The following is a 25157-nucleotide window of genomic DNA, read 5'->3' on the forward strand; positions in this document are numbered from 1 at the left end:
CATGTCGCTTTCTGATGGGGATCCAACCAAGGAAAGGCCGTTGACTTCTGCGGCGGACCCTACCGCTGCCGTGCCCGCCACTGGTCAAGTGACCCGACGGCAGCATCAAGATCTAGCCGTTTGGATCCGCTATTTAGATAGTACCAATCATCAACTTGCAGAGCCTCGCCAAATTTGGGGGGCTTTTCGTAGTGAGCTCAATATTCCTTGGCAAACGATCCCCGGCTACCTTTTATATGATATTCGGCATTATCAGACCCAATTCCTGCTCAATCAGGCGGAGATCGACCTGATCTACACCAAGCAATTGGCCGCGCCGCTGATGGTTTTTCATGAGGATGAGGCTGGTCAGCTTTTGGTGCCGCCGCTGTTTATTCATGGGGAATTGAATCGTCGCTATGCCATTGAACCTTTGGCCGAGTATCGGCAAGATTTCGTCCGGGTGGATCATGATCCTCAGGGACTTTTCGGCCAAGCGGTCCAACAATTGCACTTTCAGTATCGGCTCACCGCAGGTCAACGCACCTTAGACTTGCCCCGGGATAACGCGGTCACCATGCGTCAAGCCAAGCAAGCCTATTTAGCGCCGCACTATGGTCAGCCCTTGGAATGGCCGCTACCAGCGGGCTCGACCTGGCAGATTTTTACCACCATCAAGAATCCGCAAGATCACAGTATTTGGTTCAATTTAGGCGGTGATCTCTGGATCGACAGTCTGAATACGCAATTGCGCCAACACCCGCATTTGCCAACCCAAGCCACCCCTACCAAAAAATCACGAAATCTTTTGGCGGCGATGCCCTTCGCAGTGATGACCCGGGACTCGACAGTGCGCCGGGGCCAGATCAAGGCTAGTCCCAGCTTTCCGATTTCGCAGTGGACATTTCCTTATGGTCAAGTCGTGGCGCAACGCCTGGCGGATCAGACCGAGGTCGGCATCAAATGTCTCCTGACTTTGGAAAATGGCAGTCAGTGGGTCCAGCTGGACAGTGGCTACTATATTGAAATGAAATACTTGTTGAACTAACAGCTACCGCAGCATCGGGTCAGCTCCCATGGCAACCGCGCGCGTGTCTCAGCGCCACTGCCTGTTCTGCCCAGCAAAAAAAGAGTCAAGTCGGAAAATTTCGACTTGGCTCTTTTTAAGGCCTAATTCTCATTGGTTGATCAGGGTCAGCAAGCGCTGTTGGAACTGCTCCCGCTGTTGCAGCTGCACACCGCTCAACTCCGGCTCGGTCCGCCCTTGATAAGGATTGGCCAGCGTTGCAATCAACTGGCGGCTGGTACTGGTCATCACCGCGATGCGCGAACCGCAGAAGAGCGCCTCGTTAAGATCATGGGTGATCAACAGTAAACTCACTTGTTCTTGCCGCCAAATACTCAACATCAATTGTTGCATTTTCTGGCGGGTAAAGGCATCCAGCGCGCCGAATGGTTCGTCCAGTAACAATAACGGCGGTCGCGGCGCTAAGGCCCGCGCGATCGCCACCCGCTGCCGCATCCCCCCTGACAAGGCGAAAACTTTCTTGTGCGCCTGGCCTTCCAAGTCAATCAATTGCAGGAGCTGGGTCACCCGCGCCTGCACAACAGCCGGCGCTTGCTGGGCCGCCCGCAAGCCAAACCCGATATTCTGGGCGACGTCATACCAAGGATACAGCGATGAATTCTGAAAGACGACGCCGCGTTGACTGGCCGGACCCTTGATCGCATCACCCGCCATGGTCAATGTTCCTTCATAAGGAATGAACCCGGCGATCGCGTTGAGTAAGGTGCTTTTGCCACAGCCAGAGGGGCCGACCAACGCCACGATTTCGTTGGTGGCGATCGTCAAATCGGTTTGCCACAAAATCGGCGCTTGCTGACCGTAACGAACCGTTAACCCGTCAGCGACGATCAAAGCGGTCATGGTTGTTTCCCCCTTTTCCAAATGAAATCAATAAATTGTTGTTCTGAAGGCGCCGTCGTAATCGTTTGCTGGCCGGCCATAAATTGACCCGTCCGCGTCATCGCCTGGACAAACGCGCCACTGCTACCGGCCGCGCCTAAATAAGCCGACGAGAATTCTGCACTGGCGCCAGGCCAGGTCGTGCCCTGCATTTGTAACCGGGCCTCGCGCTGACTAATACCGACTTGACGGGCCGCGGCGCTGACTGCTTGGGAGAAATGCCGCCGGCGCAATTGATGCGCTTGATCCAGGGTCGCCACGAAACGCTGAGTCAAGTGAGGATGCGCCTGAGCAAATTGGGTGCGCACCAAGGTAATGTTGCCCGTTGTGATCCCCTGTTGGGCCAAATCGGCGCTGTCACACAAAACCGTCGCTTCTGGCAAGAGTTGCGCCAAGGTCGGCTGCCAAGTATAAGCCGCGTCGATATTGCCCCGTTGCCAAGCTGCCACGATATTCTGCGTATCCATATCCAATAAGGTCACTTGGTCACGAATACCGGCCTGGCTCAAAGCGCTCATCAGACTATAATGAGACGTCGAGGCGAATGGGGTGGCGATTTTCCGGCCGGCTAAGTCCTTAACGCGCTTGATGCCCGCACCGCGACGCACGACCAACGCCTCATTGGCGCCACAGATCTCATTGATCCAACACAATTGGACCGGGATCTCCGCGGCCAAGGCCACCACGCCGTTGGTATCACCCATCGTCGCGAAATCCACCCCACCGGAAAGTAGCGCCTTATTCGCGTCTACCCCCGAATCGAAGGTGATGAACTTCAATTTCTGGTGGGGAAAAGCGGCCTGAAAATAGCCCAGCTGCCGCGCCACCGCCACATCATTGGGCGTGTTCAAAATACCAATGCGGATCTCGGTCACGGCCTGGCCGGTTTGCGAGCGTTGACACCCGCTAACCCCCAGCGCCAAAATCAGCGCCACCAAGCCCAACACAAGCCCACGGCCCCACCGCGGCCATCGCGCTAGCCACCGCCGCCCCATCAGAGTTGCCCCTTCCAGAAAATCAGCCGGCGCTCCAGCCGCCGCAACAGCCAATCAAGCAGCAGTCCCAGGCCCCCAAGAATCAAGATCCCGAGAAACATGACACTACTTTTCAAATATTTGGAGGCGTCGATCACCATCCAACCAATGCCTGAGGTAGACGCGACCATTTCCGCCGCCACCAAGGTGGAGAAGGACACCCCCACCGCCGTGCGAATTCCGGTGAACAAACTAGGTAAGGCCCCAGGAAAAATAACCCAACGAAAGATCTGACCCTTGCTGGCGCCTAGCGAGCGCGCGCTTAGTTGGTAGTCCTGATTCAAATTACGGACCCCCTCTACTCCGGCTAAATAAATCGGCGCGAACGCCGCCAAGTAGAGCAGGATGATCTTCGATGACTCGCCGATCCCAAACCAAAGAATCAGCAAGGTATAGTATGCTAGCGGCGGGATCGGCCGATAGAATTGAACCAGCGAATCGACCAAGCCATTAACGGTGTCCGACATCCCTGAGGCCAATCCCAGTGGCACCGCGGTCACGATCGCCAACAAAATCGCGCTGAACAACCGCCACAACGTGATGCCCAGATGTTGCCAGAAGGGAATGCCATTATAGCCATGTTGCCAAATCGCCACGAAAGTCCGTAGCACTTCCTCCGGAGCCGGAAACAAAATTCCCGAAACTAAGTGTAGCCGCGTCACGACTTCCCAAAGCAAAAGGAGGACCAGCCAAACGGCCAAAGTGATTTTACGTTTTTTGGACATTTTTTTGATCCTCCTTAGATTTAAAACTATTTTGCTTGAGACTGCTTCAACTGAAACCATTTCAATTCGAACCACTGGCTTGGCGGTCGCTTCCGTTGAACGCTGGAAGCGATTGGCCTACGCTGTTTTACAACAAATCGAAGCGGTAATTCGTGACGATCGGTTGCCGCCCGGTCACTTGATCTTGGAAGTATTCATATTCGCACAATCCTAAGAACGAGCCGACAATATTGTAAACCTGACGATAGCCGAGATTGCCCAAGGCGCGCACCATGTTATAGCTTCGCTGGCTGGATAGACAATGAATGTAAACGGGACGATCCGCAGGGATCTCAGCCAAGCGTTGGCGGAATTCGCTCAGCGGAATATTGATCGCGTTGATAATATGACCTTCCGCGTATTCATTCGGTTCACGGGCGTCAATGATCAGCGCTTTTTTCTCAACTAATTTCCGCACTTCGGTAACCGGCACTTGTTGATACTCCCCATTCAAAATATTCTCAGCGACTAAGGCGGCCATGTTGACCGCGTTCTTTGCGGTGCTGAACCATGGTGAGTAGCAGACTTCCAAATGGGTCAGGTCTGAGATCTTCCCGTGCATGGCGATCATCGTCGCGACAATATCGATCTGCTTGTCCACATCGGATTTACCCACCGCTTGAGCGCCGAGCACCTCGCCACTAGGATAGGCAAACACCAACTTCAAGTACAGTGGGGTCGCGTCTGGCATCAAGCCGACTCGATTCTTAGGGATCACAGTGGTCGCACGGAAATCAATGCCCTCACGTTGACACTGTTTCTCGGTCAACCCCGTGGAAGCCACATTCAAATCGAAAATATGAATCGCTTGGGACCCGATAAAACCGCTATTTTGCACAGTTCGACCATACATATGATCCACCGCATCCCGTGCTTCCATTTGCGCCGGAAACGCCAAGGCCAGCCGCGTTTTCTTCCGGGTCAACAGATGATTGACTTCGATGGCATCGCCCACCGCGTAAACGTCTGGCAGTGAAGTCTGATAGTGTTGATCGACGGCAATACCACCAGTCAGGCCTAATTTACAGCCGATCTTGGTCGCCAATTCCGTTTCCGGCGCCACCCCGATCGCCACGATCACCGCTTGCGCCTTGATTGCCCGACCGGAACCGAGGATCGCCGCTTCGGCGGTGATTTCCGCCAAGCCTTCCTTGAGGATCACATCAATACCGTGGTCATACAATTCTTTGTGGATCAATTGGGCGAAATCCTCATCGATCGTGCCCAAAACATGATCCGCCGCTTCGATCAAAGAAATATGACGGCCGGTTTTGGCCAGATTCTCACACATCTCCAAGCCGATGAAACCACCGCCAACAATGGCGACATCGGTGACATGGTTGACTTCAAGGAAGGTATGGATCTTCTTGATATCGACCACATTGCGAACGGTGAAAACATTGTCCCGATCGATCCCCTTGATACAAGCTGGCATAACCGGCTTGGCGCCTGGTGACAAGACCAGCTCATCGTAACTGACCTGCTTCAGTTCACCGGTTTTGGTCTGTTTGACCGCGACCGTCTTCGCCACTGGATCCACATCGATCACTTCGGAATTGACTTGAGCGTCAATATTATACTGTGCTTTGAATTGTTCTGGCGACATTAAGACAATATCATCGGCGTTTTCGATCAAACCACCTAAATAATACGGCAAGGAACAGTTGGAAAACGAAACGTGTGGTCCACGTTCAAACATGGTGATTTCCGCGTGTTCATCTAACCGCCGCGCTCGTGCCGCCGCGGAAGCGCCGCCAGCGACGCCGCCGACGATCACGATTTTTTTATGAGTCATGTAATTTCCTCCTTGAATGAAGTCAACTGGACTGGTCGCCCGCTGACTAAACTAACTAGCTGAAAAGTGGATCCCGGCGCTACTTAATCACCATAAACGGCCTGAGAAACACGGTTGCCGATAATACCGCCTAGTACCAAGACAATCAAGAAAATCCAGCCGGATAACGAGAATTGCGCGATCGGGCTGTATAAAGCGCCCACGTTACAACCGTTAGCCAACCGCGTTCCAAAGCCCATCGTGAAGCCACCTAAAGCATACATGACGGTTGTCTTGACCGTCAAACTTGGCACCGCATGGATCGTTTCTTTGAATAACCCGGATGTCAGAATAAAGACCGCCGCGCCCAGGAAAATCCCGAAATCTTGAACCGTCATCGCGTTGCTTAACCAAGAACCGGTGAAAACTTCCGCGCTTTGATGGGTGAATGCCGCCAATGACGCGCCAGAAACACCGAAAATATTCAACACTTTGCCAAACCAGAACCCATAAGGCGTGGAAGCGCCCCAGCCTGACTTGGTCAAGGCCATCATCAAAATGAAAATAATCGTTAGCCCAACCGCGCCTTGTTTCAAAGTCCAAGGCCGCGTGAACAACACGTCATAAGTATGGTCGCTCTTTAATTCGAACTCGGCCACTTTATTTTCGTAGTTGGCATCTTGCGCCCGTTCTGATAAAACCCCACGGTAAGTTTGCGCATTACGCCGCTTCTTCTCATAGCGGTAAGCCAAGTAAGTCACGATCGCGCAGAAAATCCCGGTAATGATCACCGCGCCTAAGTAACCGTTCAGAATACCACCTTTGAACCAGTCCGGCATAAAGACGCCATTTGAGTACTTCGCGCCGGTCGCGGTCGTGAACCAGGAATCTTTGACCCACGATTGCGTCGCTTGCAGTGGGAAACCAAGAAAAACGCCCAACGTGAAGAAGACCAATGTTACCCCTGCCCGTGGTAGATCCGTCGCTAGGTCGGTCATCACCCCGGAAGCGCAGCAAGAAGAAAACGACATTCCAAATCCGAACAGCAGTCCACCTAATAATAAACCGAAATTGATCGGATTGACCCACAATGAATATTTGGTCACATCCGGCTCCAACATGAGGAAACCGGCCACCGCCACAGAAGTGATAAAGAACATGAACATCAAGGTCCGCATCAATTTCGTGGACCCCGTATTGTAGGCCCGATTAACACTGCCCGCAAAGCCGGTATATGACCGTGATAAGATATAACCCAACGCCAACCCAAATAATAAACGAATATAATGCATATTGGTTGGTAAAACAAATGGTGCACCAACAAGTAGAATCAACAATAACCCAAACCCTAAGATCCGATCCAGATGCTTCATTTCGCCATCCCTTTCTCCATCAACCTGAATAAGTGCTAAGAAAAATAATCATGAGTTTTCAGCTGAAGATCGCTCACCCTTAGATTAGCATAAATATTCTTAATGTTTAAGAGGAGCTATGTGAATGACAGCCCTTTCTCGCTTGTGATTTTATTATAAAATTGATCAAAAATCAGGCCGAATTAGCGAAATTCAAAACGTTCAGTCCCGTCAAATCAGCATTAGGTAGAAAATACTTAAATTGTTTATTTCACAATAAATTCGTGATATTATATTTCTATATGTTCTCATAAATATTATTTATAAAAGGGAGTAAACGCTGATGTTTCAGGATTTAACCGTCTTTCAAAAGGTTTACGAGACCCGCTCGATCACCAAAGCGGCGAAGGATCTTTATGTCACGCAACCTAGTATTTCGATCCAGATCAAGAAACTTGAGGCCCACCTGGGTGTCCAACTATTCGAGCGTAACGGCAATAAAGGCGTCGTCCCCACCGAAAACGCCAACCGGTTTTATCGGGATTCGCAAATTATTCTCCAGAATTGGGAAAACTCACTGAACCATTTGGTCAAAAGCCACCGCAGTCCCCGAATCCGCTGTGCGATCGGCGTTTCGCCAACGACCTCTCTGTTCGTCTTACCCAAATTAATGGAAAATCTGCAAAACTATTTCGATCAATTTGATTTTGAAATCATTACTGCCGATTCCGAAGTGATCTTGGAAGATATCCTGAAACACGAAATCGCTTTTGGCATCTTGGAGAAACCTTTCGTAGCCCAACAAGTTGAACAGATGGCCTTCACTTCCGATGAATTGGTCCTGGCCGGCAACTTGGAAAGCCCTGAATGGATCATTGGTCGCGCCGGTTCAACGCAACGGGAATATACCGAACGCTACTTCAACGAACATCACATTCGGCCAACTCATTTGATCAAGGTCAGCGATGATAATTTGATCACCAAGCTGGTCAGTATGCGGATTGGCAAGGCCATTGTCTCCAAGCGTTCGATCACCGATACCTTGTTGCCCTACCAGCAGCTTTCCAGCGACTTCCGGCGGGAGTTCTATTTATTGAGTCCGACGATTTCCAGTTCCACTGAGATTCAGAAGCTGATCAATCGGATCAAGACGTTACTGCCGCAATTTCACTACTGAGAGTTGGGGTTGGGTGGTGACGGGCAAAAGTAGGTTGGCCGCAGCTTGCGCTGCGTTTGGCGTTGGTGGTGGGCAGATGTGGTGGGGCTCCAGGTCGGGCTGGGGGTGGTGGAACGCTGCGGGCACGACTTGAAGCTTTTCGGAAATGCACCGAAAATCTTCAAGCTCGACCTTATTGTAGGCGATAAATCGCCAACAATAATATCGCGGCTGACTCACCCCCAGCCCGACCTTCCGCCAATAAACGAACGGACCACCAACGCCACGCTCCGCTCCAGCTGCTCAACGATATAACAGCCGTTTGAGCACTCACGCCGACTGGCAAGCTATGATAAATGATGGAGATCCACGCAATTGACAACCGTGGTTAGTGATTGCAATTCTTAACTTGGTGACACTAGCGCAGTCTGTCTGATGAACCAAGGCAAGCTATGGATGAATCAGCTGGATTGGTCGATTTCACTCAGGAATCGTTCAGGAAACAAGTAGAGATGTTCAGCCTACGCAAAATGTCCCGATCTCCTAATCCGAATCTTTTGGCATTGCCGTACCACCCTAAAAGTAGCTTGGCCGCAGCTTGCGCTGCGAAATTCGGGGTGAGCTCGCTGTGGGCGCTGTTTTGAGCCAATCCGTAAAGTGCGCGGCTTGTCTCAAAATCAGGCCTTGTCCTAAGCGGCAAAGCCGCCAATGACAATTTCACGGCGATCTCACCCCGAATTTCTCCGCTCCAGCCGCTCAACATTTTAACAGCCGTTTGAGCACTCACGCCAGCTGGCAGGCTATGGTCAATTGATGGTGATCCACGCAATTGACGACCGTGGTTAGTGATTACAATTCTTAACTTGGTGACACCAGCGCAGTCTGTCTGATGAACCAGGGCAAGTTCTTGATGAATCAGCTGAGTCGGTCGGTTTCCACCCGTGGAGTGTTACGGAAACGAATAGAAATGTGTTCGGCTTACGCAAAATGTTCCGAACTTCTAATCTGAAGCTGTTGGTGTTGCCGTACCATTAAAAAAGGGCGTTGTTTGACCTCGATCTCGCAAAAGCACTTCGTCAGATACCCAACTCGAATTGCAGATCGGCTCAATTCTGTTCAGCAACCGCCTCAGGACGTGTGGCTCAGCGATGCCCACTGCGTTCCAGCCACGACAAACGTCCTGAGGCGGTTGCGTCCCCATCCAAACCCACCCACACCTGCAATTAAGTACAGGATTCTGGAATCCGTTGGCATTGCCGTACCACCCCAAAAGTGGGCAATTGTTTGACATCTAGCTTGCAAAACCACTTTGTCAGATACCCAACTTCGATTGCAGATAGGCTCAATTCTGCCTAGCAACCGGCTGGGACTGCGCGGCTCAGTGGTGAAATTGTCCTTGGCGGCTTTGTCGCTTAGGACAAGGCTCGATTTGAAGACAATTCCCGCTTTTGGAATTGGCTTCAAACGACGCCCACCACGTTCGAAACAGAGTGCGAACCGACCCGGTCAGCTCCTGAGCATTAGCCTAGCAATTGTTTTGGAAGCCGCACTTTGCCTCCAGAACAATTGCGTAGCTAAGCGCAGGGAGCTGGGTCGGTGAGCACGTTTCCAGTCCGCAACAGCAGTCCCAGCCGGTTGCGCTCACGCGCAACACCCACTCAAACCCGCAATCAAGCACCGGTCAGAACCGTGACCGGCAAAAAGTATCAAAAAAAGCTATCCCAACAAAGTTGAGATAGCCGTAAATCAGCCGTTATTTTTACAGTTTGGCCGTTAGCTTGACATCAGGATATTTATCCCGGAACCAGTTCTCGGCGAAGCGATTCTCGAACAAGAAGAGGGGTTGACCTGCCAAGTCCTTGACCAGCAAGTTCCGATTCGAGGACATCTTTTGGTCCAATTGTTCTGAGTCGATCCAGCGCGCGATCCGCGAGCCGATCGGTTTCATCGTCACTTCCGAATTGTATTCGTGGAGCATCCGGTATTGGAAAACTTCGAATTGCAACTGACCGACCGCGCCTAAAATATATTCGTCGGTGGTGTAAGTTTTGTACAACTGAACCGCGCCTTCTTGGACCAGCTGTTGCATGCCTTTGTGGAAGGACTTCTGTTTCATCACGTTCTTGGCGCGAACTTCCATGAACAATTCCGGCGTAAATTGCGGCAATTTCTCAAACTCGATCGTCCGCTTGCCGCCAAAAATGCTATCACCGATCTGGAAATTACCGGTATCATAAAGACCCACGATATCGCCAGCCACGGCGCTGGAAACTTGTTCCCGCTCATCTGACATGAATTCCGTCGCGTTATTCAGGCGGAGCACCTTGCCTGTCCGCGCCAAAGTCACGTTCATTCCCTTGGTAAATTCACCGGAGCAAATACGAACAAAGGCGATCCGATCACGGTGGGCCGGATTCATATTCGCCTGGATCTTGAAAACAAATCCGGAAAAATCCTCATCCGTCGCGCTAAGCTCGCTACCATCTTGCAATAAATGTTCGCTGGGTGCCGGCGCCATACTCAGGAAACTTTTCAGGAAGGTTTCCACCCCGAAGTTGGTCAACGCCGAACCGAAATAAACTGGCGTCTGCTGGCCTTGTTGGACCTTGGCTAAATCAAACTGATTGCCCGCCTCGTCGAGCAACTCCACATCGGCCAACGCCTGTTGGAAGACAGACTCTTCCTTTAATGGTTGGTCGCCGATCAGATCGCCGCTGTCCGGATCCAAAGGGAGAAAGCGCTGGTCAGGATCAGCTGGTCGGTATAATTCGACCCGCTGTTGCCGCCGGTTGTAAAGGCCTTGTAGTCCTTTACCCATGCCGATCGGCCAGTTCATGGCGACGCCTTCGATGTCCAGCAGTTCTTCCAATTCCGCGATCAGATCCAGGGGTTCGCGGCCATCACGGTCCAATTTATTCATGAAGGTGAAAATCGGGATGCCCCGCTTTTTAACGACTTTAAAGAGTTTCTTTGTTTGTGGCTCGATCCCTTTCGCGGAGTCGATCACCATCACGGCCGCGTCCACGGCCATCAAGGTCCGGTAAGTATCTTCCGAGAAGTCCTCATGCCCAGGAGTGTCCAAAATATTGACCCGTTTGCCTTCGAAATCAAACTGCATCACGGAACTTGTTACCGAAATGCCCCGCTTCTTTTCGATCTCCATCCAGTCAGAAGTCGCGAAATTGCCCGACTTCTTGGCTTTGACCGTTCCCGCCTGCCGAATCACGCCACCAAAGAGCAACATTTGCTCGGTGATCGTGGTTTTCCCGGCATCGGGGTGAGAAATAATTGCGAAGGTCCGCCGTTTTTCCACGGCTTGCTGTAATTGTTGATTATCCATTTTTTGCCTCTTTCATAAAACTATGCCAACTAGAAATTATCAGAAATTATCGTGTTCGCCGCGCCGAAATCACTCGTTGCTACTGACAAACCGCATGGCTTGAATACCAAGAACGCCGGGTTTGCCGGGATCGCTTGCCCAGAAACAGCGAAGCCAGCGCCGCACACATTTGCACCGAACAAAAGCGCGACAGCAAGAACTGACCTTGCCGTCGCGCACCTGCTACTCTGGCGCCTCCGAATTCGTTTCCGTGACTTCTGGGGGCAATTCTAAGGTAACATTCTCCAAACGTGAGCCTTGGACTAGGCCTGTGGTCAAAACCATGCCGTTGTCCAGTTTCACTTGTAAATGTTGACCGTTTTGCGGGATCGTGCCTAACTCGGTGATCACAAAGCCGGCGATCGTATCAACATCATCATTTTCCAGATTCGTTGAAAACTGATCATTGAAATCAGATAGCGGCATTTTACCCGCGATCACATATTTGTGCTCATTGACCTTTGAGAACAGCGTTTCCGTCGCGTCGGATTCATCATCGATGTCGCCAACGATCTCTTCGATCAAGTCTTCGATCGTGGCCAAACCGACCACACCACCGTATTCATCCAGCAAGATCGCCATCTGTTGGTGGGTTTTTTGCATTTCTAACAGTAATTCATTAATGGTGATGGTTTCGGGAACGAACAAAGGCTGCGTCATGATCTCGGCCAACTTCAAATTATCGAAGCCAACTTCCCGGGCCTGTTGCAAAATCTTCTTGATGTGCAAAACGCCGACCACAATATCCTTGTCCTCACGATAAACCGGCACTCGAGAATACGGTTGATCCAAAATCAAATCGATATTCTCACTATCAGTGTCGTTGATGTCGATCATAAACGCGTCAGTCCGCGGCACCATGACTTCCCGGGCCATAATATCATTGAAATTGATGATCCCTTCGAGCATATTGTACTCATCAGGATTGATCACCCCAGTTTTCCGCGATTTCTCGATCACGGAAAGCATTTCGTCACGAGTTACCTGACTATCCGTCGTGGACAAATCGGCGGGTGTGATTTTGACCAATAGATTCGTTGACGCGGAAAGCAACCAGACAAAGGGCCGCATAAAGCCACGCACGAACTTGATCGGTCCCACACTCATCTTTGCGACTTGTTCCGCCTTGGCTAAGGCGATCTGCTTCGGGAACAATTCCCCGAAAACCAATGAGATATACGACAAAATGATCGTGATCACGATCACTGAAACCTGTGGACCCCAACTGGCATCGCCGAATAATGGGGTCAAAAGTTTGGCCATTGAAGTTGCGGCGCTGGCCGATGATAAGAAACCAGCGAAGGTGATTGCAACTTGGATCGTCGCTAGGAAACTGCTGGAGTCATTCATGACTTGCAGCAAGGACTGGGCTTTTTTGTCGCCATCGCTTGCCTCAGTTTCGATCCTAGTACGATTAACGGAGACGATCGCCATTTCGGCCGCAGCAAAGAACGCATTCACCAAGGTCAAAATCGCGATCAAAAGTATCTGTCCACCCAACGAAGAACTGGCCGGGTCACCACTCATTAATAAATCCACTCACTTTCATATTTCCAAAATTAGTTCAATCGCTTAATTATACCAATAGAATATAAAGCTTTCAATATCCCCGACCAAAAGAGTGCAGAACATCTTTTTGGTTGAATTGTTGGAAAGTAGCGTGCCCGCAGCTTGCGCTGCGAAATTCGGGGTGAGCTCGCTGTGGGCGCTGTTTTGAGCCAATCCGCAAAGGACGCGGCTTGTCTCAAAATCAGGCCTTGTCCTAAGCGGCAGAGCCGCCAAGGACAATTTCACGGCGATCTCACCCCGAATTTCTCCGCTCCAGCCGCTCAACGTTATAACAGCCGTTTGAGCACTCACGCCGACCGGCAAGCTATGGTCAATTGATGAGGATCCACGCAATTGACGACCGTGGTTAGTGGTTACAAACTTCAAATTAGTAACACCAGTGAAGCCTATCTGATGAACTGAGGCAAGTTCTTGATGAATCAGCTGAATTGGTTGGGTTCCAACTAAGGATTGTTGAGGAAACTGGTAAAGATTTCCAGCCAGAATTTAATTAAATAAGTGAGATGTGCTGTTAGACTACCGAAATATCCCGACCAAATAATCCACATCAGTTGGTATTGCCGTACCACCACAAAAGCGGGCAATTGTTTGAGCGCTCGCTTGCAATAGCACTTCGTCAAATCCTTCGCCTCGATTGCAGATAAGCTCAATTCTGCCTAGCAACCGGGTCGGGCCATGCGGCTCAGCAGTAGAATTATTCTTGGCGGCTTTGCCGCTTGGAATAAGGCTCAAAACGACGCCCACTGAGTTCCAGCCGCACAAATGGACCGACCCGATTGCGTCCCCGCCTCGATTGCAGATAGGCTCAATTTTGACCAGCAACCGGCTGGGACTGCGCGGCTCTATCCAGAGTGAGAGCCGACCTGCATTGCTTCTGAGCATTAGCCTAGCAACTATTTTGGAGGCTGGTTTGTGCCTCCGGAATAGTTGCGTAGCTAAGCGGAAGAAGCTAGGTCGGCGAACACGTTTCAGTGGTGAAATTGTCCTTGGCGGCTTTGCCGCTTAGGACAAGGCCTGGTTTTGAGCCAATCCGCGCATTTTGCGGATTGGCTCAAAACAGCGCCCACCACGTTCCAGTCCGCAACAGCAGTCCCAGCCGGTTGCGCTCACGCGCAACACCCTACCACACCTGCAATCAAGCGAACATCCAAGAACAGGAGCTAAACTTTTTCAATCAATCCAACCAATTGCCCGCGCCCCTAATTCGCGCGCCTATTTCTTCTCGGCCGGTTCGGTGATCACGGCTTCGGACTTGGCCTGGCGCCGTAAGCGATAAATATCCAGTAAATATTTGACGATCGTTTTGCTGACAGCATAAACCGGGATGCATAGCACCACGCCGATGAAACCAAACATATTGCCGGCGACCAGGATCAAAACGATGATCGTCAATGGATGGATCTGCAGGGTTCGCCCGATCACGTGGGGATAGAGCAAGTTGCCGTCGACCTGTTGGACAATGATCACCACGATGGCGACGAGGATTGCTTTGGGAAAGGACACGGTCAGCGCGACAAGGACCGCGGGGAAAACGCCCAGCCAAGGTCCGATATAAGGCACAATGTTCATGATCCCCGCAACAACGCCGAGCAGTAACGCGTAGGGCATGCCAATGATCAGATAGCCGATAAAGGTCAAAGTTCCGACGAAAAGCATATCCAGGAATTGCCCGGCGAAATAGGTGGAGATGGTCTCGTTCATTTTGCGCAACAATTCAGCGACCTCACCCCGAAAGCGCTCCGGGAAGAAGCGTTGGATATTGGGGATCAGCTTGTGGCCATCCTTCAATAGATAGTAAAGAATCACTGGCACGGTCAAAGCGCTGACCGCAAAGCCACTGATCGAGGTGACCACACTGCCTACATTGCCGAAGTTCGCGGTCACAAATTTGGTGATTCTCGTGTAAAGTTGGCTAGGTTGCAAGTTACTATCGCTTAGCATTTGACTAATGTTATATTTCTGCGCCCAATCACTGCTCAGGAAATCCTGAAACGAATTTTGAATAGAGCTGGCGAGTGTGGGCAAGTTTTTGATGATTGTCGTCATTTGACTGGTCAGTTTCGGAATCACCGCCGCGATGCTCAAGAACAGCAGGCCAAACAGGAGAATGAAGGCGATCAAAATCCCCCAACCACGCTTAACGTGCCATTTCTCCAACAAATTGATCAACGGGTTCAATAAATAAAATAAGAACCCGGCGAACAAGAACGGGCCAAAAAGCGTGGCCGCAAAAGTCTGGATCGGGCCGAAAACGAAGCTGATCTGGTTTAGCACCAGAATCAAGGTGGCGAGCACCAATAATTGCACGCTGATCAAGAGTAGCTTGGAATTTTTTAATTTTGTATACATGAACTTCTCCATAATCCTCATTAGCGGATGACAATTGCTAACAATCGGGTATAATAATAGCAGAATAGTTAGGTGGTCAAGCATGGCACTCATCATTAAACAAGCACAAGGAACAACAACTCAATTATATCAGGACGCCCTAGGAATACGCAAAGAAGTTTTTGTCGTGGAGCAGCATGTTCCTCTGGCCATCGAGGTCGACGCCAATGACGCTCGCGCCGTGAATTATGTCGGCTATTGGGCGGGCCAGCCCGTCGCCACCGCCCGCGTTGTGGTGGAACCCGATGGTGGGTGGCACATTCAGCGCGTGGCCACGATCAAAAGCGCGCGCCATCACGGTTACGGTCAAGCTGTTTTGGCGGAGATCGCGGCTGCGGCCCAAGCGCAACAGGTGCCTTACTTGATTTTAGCGGCGCAACTTTCGGCGCAAGGCTTCTATGAACGCTTAGGTTATCAAGCGACGGCACGGCCGATTTTCCTGGACGCCAATATCAAACACCAGGAAATGAAACAGACGCTGACCCGACAGAACCAATGAAGGTGGAGGAAAAATCATGTCTCGTTCCAAACTAAATATTACTTATTTATTTCTCTTTATGATTCCCTATTTGATCGCGATCTTGCTCGTCGCCAGCGCCTACAACGCCTTGGTGCTGCATTGGTCCAACTGGTGGCGGCTGTGCGTCGGCGGAATTGTTGGCGCGACTTTCCTGTCCGCGCTAAAACTCACGATCCAACGCCCGCTGAATCTGCTGGTTTTGCAAGACGCCAAATCTCTGGTCGCCTTCTTTGGCCGCTTCTTCTTGGTTCGGGGCAATAAGCGCCTGGTGTTGTTCAACTTCGGCCTAGACTTTCTGCTGACTATCATCGGTGTTTTCGTGATTCGGACTTGGTTTGCCCAAAGTCTGGTGATGTGGGGCTTGATCGGTTGGCTGATCGTCGCGATGTTCATTTCCACCGCCATCGGCTCCTACGTGGCCTATGATGTGTTGAGCATCGATCCCGACCAACACTAACGGCCAGCGCTTGGTCAAATAGGCGCGCCATGTTTTTCCCAAAATGACGTAAAAAAGGGTTCAGTTGATGACTCATCGACTGAACCTTTTGCGTTATTCCGATTCAAAAAATATTAGTCCAGATCATCCTCCAATGCTTCGATCTCGGGACTGTCGTAAATGCGGTAATATTGACTTTGCGGCGCATCCAGACTGGTCGTAAAGGTCAACTGTTCCAAGAAGTAAGGCAACTCCGCGTGACCCAAACTCTCAGGTAACTTGATTTGAGCCTGATCCGCCGCCGCATAAACCTGATTGAGCTTATAACTAGCCGGCACTTGTGGTAAAAATTGAGGATCCGCCTGAACCAAATCGACAGCGGGGCCCGCGGGAACCTGATACCGGTGCCAACCTGCTGGTGTGGCCACTTGGTCAGGAACCGCGACCCCCGTCCAGAATTGATAGCCATCCGGTGAGAAAATCAAGAGCCCCACTCGATTGCTGGCGCCCTGGTTGGCAATCAACTGCTGATCCAAGGCCGCCAAAGCTGGCTCGTCTTCGAAGTCCTGCCACACATTATAGAAACTCCCATTGGCGCTGATGTCATGAGCCAACGCGACTTGCCCAACAAGCGTTAGCGCTGATTTCGCTGTGATTTCCATGATTGATTCCTCCACATATCCTAAAATTTGTTCAAGCTACAAAACTTAGTCTAGCCGTCAACCGCCCCACCAGGCTTAAAAACCCAGACCGCCAAGCTTGGTTGCTTAGGCAGCCTTACTGGTACCTGTTTGGTAATTGATTTGATAATTCGCCTGTACATTAAAAATGTAAATATTAAACGCGATCTGACCATCCTCGATCGAACGGCCCATCATGTGGATGCCGCGGGCGACCAGTTCTGACCCCACAAAGATCGGCGTCACCTGATAGCGAACATGATGGCCCGTTTCTTTGAGATACTCCGCCACGGCATTTTCATAATAGGTCATCGCCGGATCGTTCAACGAGCGGGTCCCCGTCATTAAATTCTTCGGGTTGTTATTTTCCCCAGTCAATTGATAGCCGATCAAGTGGCAACGATTGTAAAGATAATCGCTGTGGCCATTGATGGTGATTTTACGATTGTGCCAACCGCTGGGCTGAATATACAGCCGCTCCCGCTTGGTCGTGGGCATCAAACTTTGCTGCAACATGGCGTTGGCCACCCCCACCCGGTTGAACTGGTCAAGATTCGTGAAGCTCTGCCACGCACCGCGACTCAGACTCAACTCGCTTGAAGAAAATGTCGGCCGATTCTGGTTGACGGCAATGATCTGCTTCCCGCCAAAAGTCAACCCACTAAGTTGATTGGCCTGAACGATTTGCTGACTGGCCTTTTCTGAACCAGAACTTGCCGGCGCCTCCGCCTGGACTTGGCTATTGGTCAACGCCTGGGAACTTCCGCCAGCCGAGGCGGATGAACTGACCTGACTGGTGGACGTGCTCTCTTCGCCTGACCGACTTAGAAATTTACTAGGATCTTGCGCCAACCAAACCAAGCCGGCAATGATCAGCACCGCAATCAGTGAGGTTAATTTTGTTTTCGTTTGTTTTCGGCGTCGTCTTTTCGCCATTGAACTTTTCTCCCCTTTTGTTGAAACGACTTCCCACACCCACGGAGCAGATCAGCCCGGATTCTAAAAGAATTGCTAGGCTAATGCTCAGGAGCTACCCGGGGTGGTTCGCACTCTCTATCAAAACGTGCTGCGCGCAACTGACTTCTGTGCTTAGCTACGCTCTGGTTCCGGAAGCAAAGGACGCTTCCAAAACCAGAGCTAGGCTAATGCTCGAAGTCAAACCGTTGCGCTCCGCACTCTCTAAAATAAAAAGGCGTGAAACAATCGCTTGTCCCAGCCTTTTTGGACTATATCACGCGCGATGCTCAAGCACGGCGATGTAACAATTCCTGATAACGACGGTACCACAGATCCACATAAGCCTGGGAGAATGGGCCCTTGCCTTGGTTGATCCAATCGACCAAAACCTTGGTGCTTTCCTTTAAGATATGATCAATCTCCGGCGAATAGTGCCACTGCGCACTGTGGGCCTTGTATTCATCCACATCCAACAACCGCTTCTCACCATCTGGAAAAACCTTCACATCCAGATCATAATCTATATACTTCAAGGCCTGCCGATCCAGTGTATACGGTGTCGCCAAATTGCAATAATACGCCACGCCGTTATCACGGATCATCGCAATGACATTAAACCAGTAATGTTTATGAAAAAAAACGATTGCTGGTTCGCGTGTGACCCAATGACGGCCATCGTCTTCCGTCACTAGGGTGTGGTCATTACAACCGATCAGTGAATTATCACTCGTCTTCAGCACCATTGTTTCTTTCCAGGTCCGATGCAAACTGCCATCATGCTTGTAACTTTGGATAGCGATATAGTCCCCTTCCTTGGGAACCTGCATATTTACCCTACTTTCCCGGTGCAAAAAATTTATTCCAGTTTATTATAACAAAGAACCGGGAAAGATAAAAGCAACTGCGGACCGTAACGGGTTGACTTTAAGCATTAGCTAGGTTGATGAGCTCTTTTCAATGATGTCCACGGCTTGCGCTGCGAAATTCGGGGTGAGATCGCTGTGGGCGTCACTTTGAGCTTCGCAAAACCCGCGAATCTCAAAGCTGAGCCTTGGTCTAAGTGGCATAGCCACTAAGACCAATTTCACGGCGATCTCACCCCGAATTTCTCCGCTCCAGCCGCTCAACGTTATAACAGCCGTTTGAGCACTCACGCCACTCGGCAAACTATGGTCAATTGATGAGAAGCCAGCAATTGACGACCATGGCTAGTGGTCGCATGCTTTAAATTGGTGACACCAGTACAATCTGTCTGATGAACTAGGACAGGATATTGATGAATCAGTTGAATCGGTCGCAACTCAAAGATTGTTTAGGAAACAGACAAAGACGTTCAACCTACGCAAAATAGCCGGACCTCCTAATCCAAATCAGTTGACATTGACGTACCACCCCAAAAGAGGGCAATTGTTTGACCACCACACTTGCAAAAGCGCTTCGTCAAATCCTTCGCCCTGATTACAGATAGGCTCAGTTCTGCCTAGCAACCGCCTCAGGACGTGTGGCTCAGCGGTGAGATTATTCGGTTCTTTCTAAACTTTGGCGAAGACGCGATCAACACTGGTATAGCAGCTTTCAGGGCGACGAATAAATACTTCAACTAAATTAATTGGAGTGATAGGAAACAAATGACCGCATCAAGCCAACCTTTTATCTAATGTTGCGTGTTGCAATTTCTCAAATTCCGGAAGCAAGACTCTCGATTATCGAGAAATTTTAAGGCCATTCGCCAAACGTTAGAAAGAACCGATTATTCTTAGCGATTTATCGCTTAGAATAAGGCTCGATTTGAAGACAAGCCGCGCACTTTGCGGATTGGCTTCAAACGATGCCCACCGCGTTCCAGCCACGACAAACGTCCTGAGGCGGTTGCGTCCCCACTCAAACCCACTAAAACTGCAATCAAGCACAGACTGCTGGAATCAGTTGGTATTGCTGGACCACCAAAAAAGCGGACGATTGTTTAACCGCTCGCTTGCAAAAAACTCCGTCGAATCTTTCGCCTCGATTGCAGATAAGCTCAATTCTGCCTAGCAACCGGGTCGGGCCATGCGGCTCAGCAGTGAAATTATTCTTTGCGGCTTTGCCGCTTAGAATAAGGCTCGATTTTGAGACAAGCCGTGGGTTTCGGATTGGCTCAAAACAACGCCCACTGCGTTCCAGCCGCACAAATGGCCCGACCCGGTTGCGCTCACGCGCAACACCCACCAAAACCTGCAATCAAGCACAGGTTCAAGAATAGAGCTTTAAGTTCAAAATCAGTTCAACCGCCAACTAATCCAACTCATCGAGATGCTCGTCCAGCCACCCATTGATCTGATCAAAGTTGAAGCCTTTACGCATCAACGCCTGCTTAAACTTCTGCAATTGCTTGCGTTCCGTAAGCGGGCGGTAATGACGGGCGGCTTTTTGCGCGGCCAGGGTCAACGCTGAATCTTCCTCCTCCGCGTCTAACTCAAAATCCAGGTCTGCCCAAAAAAGTTGCAGATCATCGCCACGATAGCCCTTTGTTTGTAACGCCTGCCGAGCTTTCTGCTGACGTGCGTAGCCTGACAAATTATGTTGCCGCTGCCAAACTTGCTGGGCCAGTTTGGTCCCATTTTCAATCAAGGTTGCCTGATCATATTGCAATAAGGCGTCTTCCAATTGATTTTGGTCGCGAATGCCCCGCCGCTTCAGTTCTTGAGCCAAAACGGCCGGTCCTTTCAAGGAAAGGCGCATATTCGTGCGAATATAAGCGCGGGCGTATTCACCGTCGTCCATGTAGCCTTGCTTTTGTAACCGGGCAATCACATCGGCGGCCGTGTCCGCGGAAACATCATGATCACGGAGATAATCGGTCATTTCTTTGACCGTGCGTAATTGGTAACTTAAATAACTCAAAGCCAACTGGTAAGCTTGCGTATCCGCGTCGGCTTTTTTTAGCTCGTCTTGGGCGGCCTCGTCCAGGACAATGCCCTTGCGCAGACCGTATTTGATCAGCACTTCTTCACTGACCGGGAAGGCGTATTGCTCATCGAGGAAAATATTATAACGTCCCGGTCGCTTCTGGGCGCTGATTTTGGTGATCGTGGCCATTTCACTCATCTCCAATCGCTTTCACTGGCGAAATCAATTATACTAATGGTAGTCACTTTCGTTATTATAACATGCAAGTTTAAGAATTGAGGCCTATGATGGAATCAGAAAATTCAGCAACAAATGTCACAATTGGTCAACGCTTTCCGATCACAGCGCGGAAAATCGGCATCAACGGCGAAGGTATCGGGTATTATCACCACAAAGTCGTCTTTGTGCCCGGGTTATTGCCCCATGAAGTCGCCGTTTGCCAGGTCACCAAAGTCACCGATCGCTACATCAACGCCCAGATCCACCGACTGCGCCAAACTTCCGCCGCGCGCGTGACGGGGGACAATCCCGCCACCAAATTGGCTGGGCTAGTGGGCGGTCTGGAATTGGCGCACATTCGTTATCCGCAACAACTGCTTTTCAAAGATGACTTGATTCGCCAAGCCTTGGCTAAATTCAAACCCCGCGGCTATGAAAAATACCCATTCGCCGCGCCGATCGGGATGGCGGATCCTTGGCACTATCGCAATAAAGCCCAATTTCCGATTCGCCAGACCGCGACTGGTCAATTGATTGCTGGTCTCTACCGACCAAATACGCAAGAACTGGTCGATCTCCCGGAAATGCCGACCCAAAGTCCACTAAGTCTCGCAGTCTGTCGCAAATTATTACCGATTTTGCAACGACTGGCGCTACCGATCTATGACCCTGAACAGAACTCCGGGATCATCAAAGGCATGGCCGTCCGCGATTCCCACTTGCGGAACCAGGTCCAGTTGACCCTGATCACCAATTCGAAGAAACTACCGCAAAAGCAAGCCCTGATCGCGGCGATCCAACAGGAGATCCCCGAAGTCGTGAGCATCAACCAAAACTTCAATCCCACGAAAGATGGCTTGTTCTGGGGCGACGAGACTTGGCTACTCGCTGGCGAACCCTACTTAGAGGAACAAGTTGGGGACTTGCGCTTCTTACTGTCACCCCGCGCCTTCTTACAATTAAACTTGACGCAAACGGAGAAAATGTACCAGTTGGTCGCTGAATTGTTGGCGCTGACCAAACAAGACACGCTGTTGGACGCGTACGCAGGCGTGGGCACGATCGGCCTTAGTCTCGCCCACGCTGTCAAAAACGTGGTCGGGATCGAAGAGATTCCCGAGGCTGTCCAAGATGCTGAACAAAATTGTCAACACAACGGCATCACCAACGCCCGCTATTTAACAGGTAAAGTAGAAACGATTTGGCCCGAGCTGACCGCCCAAGGCCAACAATTTACCGCCTTAGTTGTCGATCCGCCGCGCACCGGTTTAGCGCCCAGCTTACTGGAAACGATTTTGACTCAGGAACCAGAGAAATTCGTTTATATTTCCTGTAACGAATCGACCTTGGCCCGGGATTTAGTGGAATTGACTAAGAAATATCGGGTCGCCCATATTCAAATGATCGACCTCTTTCCCCAAACTGCCCGCGTTGAAACGGTTGTCAAACTGGTGCGCCGCGCTGACGCGAAGAAACAGCGACGTTAGGCCACCCCAAATCAGCCCGTGACTTCTTAGGCAACGTTGAGTTTTGCAACTAACTCGGGGACAAACGGAGATAGTCGCAAGCTAAATTCTACCGTCAGCGACTAGGTTGTCCTCGCTAATAATGCTATAATTTATTCGAGCACTTTATAAACGTTACTTTAGGAGGTTAAACTAATGCAAACAACAGTGACACGTGGTGAAATCAAGCAACGAGCGAAGGCGCGCATGAAAGGTCATTTTCGTGAGGCGTTCGCCTTGAACAGCTTACCGATCATTTTAGGGATTGTCGCTCTTGTCATCGCGATCATAGTGACCGCCCTAGCGATTGCCGCGACCATTAATAATCCCCAGTTAGCTGATCCCTCGGATTTGGACGCCCAGACTTCGGTTGCTGAGATGATGACCAGCAATCAAGCCTCATACGGCGCTGGGCTAATCAGCAGTATCCTAGGCGCGCTCCTTAGCGCCGGGATCTCCGTCAGTTCCTTACGCTGGTTGCGGCAAGATGCCGACACCCGCTTGGAACGGCCCTTCGCCCAACAATTTGTTGGCTTCTCGGAGTTTTTCGTGCCTTTCATTGTTCTATTCATGCTGACCTCGATCATTATTGACCTGGGTCTCATCGCTTTCGTGATTCCCGGTATTATCCTCCAGCTTGCTTACGCGCCAATTTACCTGCTGTATGCCGATGACGGTCCGCGCAAGGGCTTCTTCGAGATGATTGGCCATTCTTGGCGCTTTATGCGCGGACACAAGCTAGACTGGTTTATCTTTGAATTAAGCTTCATTCCTTGGTATATCGGAGTTGGTTTGACCGCAGGCTTGTTGGGAATCTACTTCATGCCCTACCACAATTTGGCCGTCGCCGCTTTCTACGACGCGATCCGCCAAACAGAACAGGTCAAAGACGAGCACATCGATTCTGACACGGATTCACGGCTTTAATTTTACTCGACTTCAATCTCAACAAAGGAGTTCTTGGTAATGGCAACAATTTTGACACGCGCTGAGATCAAGCAACAAGCAAAAGCTCGTTTTCGCGATAATAAAGGCGCCGTCCTCGCTTTAAACAGTGTGGCAATCATCCTTAGTATCTTCAACAATTGGCAGATCAGTCACGCCAGTTATCAAATGATCGATGCTGCCCCTAATCATTCTGGAGAAAGTACCGTTATGTGGAAAATAGTCAATTCTGGAGTCAACCTCAACCCATTTGGCGATATCAACATTACCTTTACTTATTCCGGAGTTATCTCCGACCTGTTTATCGCGTTGTTGACGGCCGGCATCACTATCGCAAGTTTGCGCTGGTTAAGACAGCCTAAAGAAACACCTTTGACCGCACCGTTCAAACAACAATTTCTGACATTCTCCTCAACCTTCTTCATCCCCTTCTTAGTCCTTTATCTACTCAGTAATTTAGCCACCCTCATTGGTACCATCCTCTTGGTCGTTCCTGGGATTCTCTTGCTCTTCGCGTTCCAGCCACTGTACCTGCTTTATAGCGACATTGGCGCTGACGACGGCTATTTCGCCTTCCTCAAGACTTGCTGGACCTTTATGAAAGGCCACAAATGGGACTGGTTCGTCTTCGAACTAAGCTTCTTATTATGGGAGCTCGGCATCGCCCTAACCCTTGGCTTGCTAGCAATCTACGTGGTTCCTTATTACAACCTTGCCACTGCTGGTTTCTACGAGTCGATCCGCTTACAAAATAACGAGCTCGCCACTAGCGCCAATTAATTTAAGCGACCATCATAAATTGGAGGTTCTTCCGATGCACATTTACTTCGCCAATGGTTTATTCTCGCAAGCCGACTTCCGCTTCAACGCCAAGTTAGCCGCCGCGATCCGCGCCACCTATCCGCAGCTCACCATCTATTTACCCCAAGAAAACGCCGCGATCAACGACAAACAAGCCTACGCCGATTCCAAAATGATCGCTCACGCCGATACCGAGGAAGTTTTGAAAAGTGATCTGATGATCGCCGTATTGGATGGCCCAGTCATTGACGCCGGCGTCGCCAGTGAGATCGGCGTCGCCTACGCCAAAGAAATCCCGATCCTCGGCCTTTATACCGATTCCCGCCAACAAGGCGCCGACAATCAGCAAAAACTGACGGCGCTCCAAACCATCGCCGAGAATCAATTTCATTATCTCAATCTTTATACCACCGGTTTGATCAAGTTGAACGGCGCCATTTACAGTAACGAAACCGACTTGATCAAGGCGATCGCGACTTACCAATAAAGTTCACCGAACTACCACTGAGCTTTGATCAGAATTTAATTATAACCGCAGCTTGCGCTGCGAAATTCGGGGTGAGCTCGCTGTGGGCGTCACTTTGAGCTTTTCGGAAACCCACCGAAAATCTCAAAGCTGAGCCTTATTCTAAGCGGCAAAGCCGCTAAGAATAACGACACGGCGATCTCACCCCGAATTTCTCCGCTCCAGCCGCTCAACGTTATAACAGCCGTATGAGCACTCTCGCCATTTGGCAGGCTATTGCTACTTGATGGGGAGCTACGCAACTGACGACCGTGATTAGTGGTTACCAGTTTTAAATTGGTGACACCAGGACAGTCTGTCTGATAAACAAACCTAGTT

Annotated in this window: 29 protein-coding genes; 10 read left to right on the forward strand and 19 right to left on the reverse strand. The window is 50.5% G+C overall.

Features of this window, described 5'->3' with window-relative positions:
- Window position 1: 1 nt before the first annotated feature.
- Complete coding sequence (locus EKM94_RS01540; RefSeq protein WP_125596489.1) at window positions 2–1027, forward strand: MucBP domain-containing protein; 1026 nt, start codon at window positions 2–4, stop codon at window positions 1025–1027.
- A 129-nt stretch (window positions 1028–1156) separates the two neighbouring features.
- Here EKM94_RS01540 and EKM94_RS01545 read toward each other — a convergent pair whose 3' ends face one another.
- From EKM94_RS01545 to EKM94_RS01565, 5 genes are all read right to left on the reverse strand, one after another.
- The gene (locus tag EKM94_RS01545; RefSeq protein ID WP_125596491.1) at window positions 1157–1906 is read right to left on the reverse strand and encodes an ABC transporter ATP-binding protein; all 750 of its coding nucleotides are present in this window, start codon (window positions 1904–1906) and stop codon (window positions 1157–1159) included.
- Window positions 1903–2940, reverse strand: coding sequence for a taurine ABC transporter substrate-binding protein (locus EKM94_RS01550; protein WP_125596494.1), 1038 nt, complete (start codon window positions 2938–2940; stop codon window positions 1903–1905). Before EKM94_RS01550 ends, EKM94_RS01545 begins: the two co-directional genes overlap by 4 nt.
- Window positions 2940–3704, reverse strand: coding sequence for an ABC transporter permease subunit (locus EKM94_RS01555; RefSeq protein ID WP_125596497.1), 765 nt, complete (start codon window positions 3702–3704; stop codon window positions 2940–2942). The genes EKM94_RS01550 and EKM94_RS01555 overlap by 1 nt, the downstream gene beginning before the upstream one ends.
- 127 nt (window positions 3705–3831) lie before the next feature.
- The gene (locus tag EKM94_RS01560) at window positions 3832–5538 is read right to left on the reverse strand and encodes an FAD-dependent oxidoreductase (RefSeq protein ID WP_125596500.1); all 1707 of its coding nucleotides are present in this window, start codon (window positions 5536–5538) and stop codon (window positions 3832–3834) included.
- A gap of 83 nt (window positions 5539–5621) precedes the next feature.
- Window positions 5622–6890: a YeeE/YedE family protein gene (locus EKM94_RS01565; RefSeq protein ID WP_125596503.1), complete on the reverse strand. Its 1269-nt coding sequence runs from the start codon at window positions 6888–6890 to the stop codon at window positions 5622–5624.
- A gap of 322 nt (window positions 6891–7212) precedes the next feature.
- Here EKM94_RS01565 and EKM94_RS01570 point away from each other — a divergent pair, with 322 nt between their 5' ends.
- Window positions 7213–8046, forward strand: coding sequence for a LysR family transcriptional regulator (locus EKM94_RS01570; protein WP_125596506.1), 834 nt, complete (start codon window positions 7213–7215; stop codon window positions 8044–8046).
- Between the two features lie 172 nt (window positions 8047–8218).
- Here the strand turns inward: EKM94_RS01570 and EKM94_RS01575 are convergent, their stop codons facing one another.
- From EKM94_RS01575 to EKM94_RS01605, 7 genes are all read right to left on the reverse strand, one after another.
- Window positions 8219–8407, reverse strand: a complete 189-nt coding sequence (locus EKM94_RS01575) for a hypothetical protein (RefSeq protein ID WP_125596509.1) — start codon at window positions 8405–8407, stop codon at window positions 8219–8221.
- Window positions 8408–8509: 102 nt separating this feature from the next.
- Complete coding sequence (locus tag EKM94_RS01580) at window positions 8510–8854, reverse strand: hypothetical protein (RefSeq protein WP_125596512.1); 345 nt, start codon at window positions 8852–8854, stop codon at window positions 8510–8512.
- Window positions 8855–9153: 299 nt separating this feature from the next.
- Window positions 9154–9489, reverse strand: a complete 336-nt coding sequence (locus EKM94_RS01585) for a hypothetical protein (RefSeq protein WP_125596515.1) — start codon at window positions 9487–9489, stop codon at window positions 9154–9156.
- Between the two features lie 295 nt (window positions 9490–9784).
- Window positions 9785–11365, reverse strand: coding sequence for a peptide chain release factor 3 (locus EKM94_RS01590; RefSeq protein ID WP_125596518.1), 1581 nt, complete (start codon window positions 11363–11365; stop codon window positions 9785–9787).
- 222 nt (window positions 11366–11587) lie between these two features.
- Window positions 11588–12931 carry a hemolysin family protein gene (locus tag EKM94_RS01595; RefSeq protein WP_125596521.1) on the reverse strand — a complete coding sequence of 448 codons (1344 nt, stop codon included), beginning with the start codon at window positions 12929–12931 and terminating at the stop codon, window positions 11588–11590.
- Window positions 12932–12976: 45 nt separating this feature from the next.
- Window positions 12977–13339: a hypothetical protein gene (locus EKM94_RS01600; protein ID WP_125596524.1), complete on the reverse strand. Its 363-nt coding sequence runs from the start codon at window positions 13337–13339 to the stop codon at window positions 12977–12979.
- Between the two features lie 150 nt (window positions 13340–13489).
- Window positions 13490–13855, reverse strand: a complete 366-nt coding sequence (locus EKM94_RS01605; RefSeq protein ID WP_125596527.1) for a hypothetical protein — start codon at window positions 13853–13855, stop codon at window positions 13490–13492.
- Between the two features lie 92 nt (window positions 13856–13947).
- Here EKM94_RS01605 and EKM94_RS01610 point away from each other — a divergent pair, with 92 nt between their 5' ends.
- Entirely contained in the window at window positions 13948–14211 is a 264-nt protein-coding gene (locus tag EKM94_RS01610; RefSeq protein ID WP_125596530.1) for a hypothetical protein, read from the forward strand.
- Here the strand turns inward: EKM94_RS01610 and EKM94_RS01615 are convergent.
- Window positions 14186–15322: an AI-2E family transporter gene (locus EKM94_RS01615; protein WP_125596533.1), complete on the reverse strand. Its 1137-nt coding sequence runs from the start codon at window positions 15320–15322 to the stop codon at window positions 14186–14188. The genes EKM94_RS01610 and EKM94_RS01615 overlap by 26 nt on opposite strands.
- Before the next feature lie 82 nt (window positions 15323–15404).
- On the opposite strand from EKM94_RS01615, the gene EKM94_RS01620 reads away from it, so the two are divergent.
- Window positions 15405–15860: a GNAT family N-acetyltransferase gene (locus EKM94_RS01620; RefSeq protein WP_125596536.1), complete on the forward strand. Its 456-nt coding sequence runs from the start codon at window positions 15405–15407 to the stop codon at window positions 15858–15860.
- Window positions 15861–15876: 16 nt separating this feature from the next.
- Window positions 15877–16338, forward strand: coding sequence for a hypothetical protein (locus EKM94_RS01625; RefSeq protein WP_125596539.1), 462 nt, complete (start codon window positions 15877–15879; stop codon window positions 16336–16338).
- Between the two features lie 113 nt (window positions 16339–16451).
- Here EKM94_RS01625 and EKM94_RS01630 read toward each other — a convergent pair whose 3' ends face one another.
- From EKM94_RS01630 to EKM94_RS01645, 4 genes are all read right to left on the reverse strand, one after another.
- On the reverse strand, window positions 16452–16979 hold the full coding sequence (locus EKM94_RS01630) for a hypothetical protein (RefSeq protein ID WP_125596543.1): 528 nt from the start codon (window positions 16977–16979) through the stop codon (window positions 16452–16454).
- A gap of 105 nt (window positions 16980–17084) precedes the next feature.
- On the reverse strand, window positions 17085–17933 hold the full coding sequence (locus EKM94_RS01635) for a DNA/RNA non-specific endonuclease (RefSeq protein WP_125596545.1): 849 nt from the start codon (window positions 17931–17933) through the stop codon (window positions 17085–17087).
- A gap of 308 nt (window positions 17934–18241) precedes the next feature.
- Window positions 18242–18781, reverse strand: a complete 540-nt coding sequence (locus tag EKM94_RS01640; protein WP_125596548.1) for a DUF402 domain-containing protein — start codon at window positions 18779–18781, stop codon at window positions 18242–18244.
- 108 nt (window positions 18782–18889) lie between these two features.
- Complete coding sequence (locus EKM94_RS01645) at window positions 18890–19108, reverse strand: hypothetical protein (RefSeq protein WP_125596551.1); 219 nt, start codon at window positions 19106–19108, stop codon at window positions 18890–18892.
- A 908-nt stretch (window positions 19109–20016) separates the two neighbouring features.
- Here EKM94_RS01645 and EKM94_RS01650 point away from each other — a divergent pair.
- Window positions 20017–20196: a hypothetical protein gene (locus tag EKM94_RS01650; protein ID WP_125596554.1), complete on the forward strand. Its 180-nt coding sequence runs from the start codon at window positions 20017–20019 to the stop codon at window positions 20194–20196.
- A 32-nt stretch (window positions 20197–20228) separates the two neighbouring features.
- On the opposite strand, the gene recX is transcribed toward EKM94_RS01650, so the two are convergent.
- Entirely contained in the window at window positions 20229–21032 is an 804-nt protein-coding gene (gene recX, locus EKM94_RS01655) for a recombination regulator RecX (RefSeq protein WP_164511051.1), read from the reverse strand.
- Between the two features lie 98 nt (window positions 21033–21130).
- Here recX and rlmD point away from each other — a divergent pair, with 98 nt between their 5' ends.
- From rlmD to EKM94_RS01675, 4 genes are all read left to right on the forward strand, one after another.
- Window positions 21131–22549 carry a 23S rRNA (uracil(1939)-C(5))-methyltransferase RlmD gene (rlmD, locus tag EKM94_RS01660; RefSeq protein ID WP_125596560.1) on the forward strand — a complete coding sequence of 473 codons (1419 nt, stop codon included), beginning with the start codon at window positions 21131–21133 and terminating at the stop codon, window positions 22547–22549.
- Window positions 22550–22723: 174 nt separating this feature from the next.
- Window positions 22724–23494, forward strand: coding sequence for a DUF975 family protein (locus tag EKM94_RS01665; RefSeq protein ID WP_125596563.1), 771 nt, complete (start codon window positions 22724–22726; stop codon window positions 23492–23494).
- A gap of 39 nt (window positions 23495–23533) precedes the next feature.
- Window positions 23534–24292 carry a DUF975 family protein gene (locus EKM94_RS01670; protein ID WP_125596568.1) on the forward strand — a complete coding sequence of 253 codons (759 nt, stop codon included), beginning with the start codon at window positions 23534–23536 and terminating at the stop codon, window positions 24290–24292.
- 34 nt (window positions 24293–24326) lie between these two features.
- Complete coding sequence (locus tag EKM94_RS01675; protein ID WP_125596571.1) at window positions 24327–24800, forward strand: nucleoside 2-deoxyribosyltransferase; 474 nt, start codon at window positions 24327–24329, stop codon at window positions 24798–24800.
- 89 nt (window positions 24801–24889) lie between these two features.
- On the opposite strand, the gene EKM94_RS01680 is transcribed toward EKM94_RS01675, so the two are convergent.
- Window positions 24890–25081 carry a hypothetical protein gene (locus tag EKM94_RS01680; protein WP_125596574.1) on the reverse strand — a complete coding sequence of 64 codons (192 nt, stop codon included), beginning with the start codon at window positions 25079–25081 and terminating at the stop codon, window positions 24890–24892.
- Window positions 25082–25157 lie beyond the last annotated feature (76 nt).

It is taken from the genome of Lapidilactobacillus achengensis (assembly GCF_003946655.1).
GTDB lineage: Bacteria > Bacillota > Bacilli > Lactobacillales > Lactobacillaceae > Lapidilactobacillus > Lapidilactobacillus achengensis.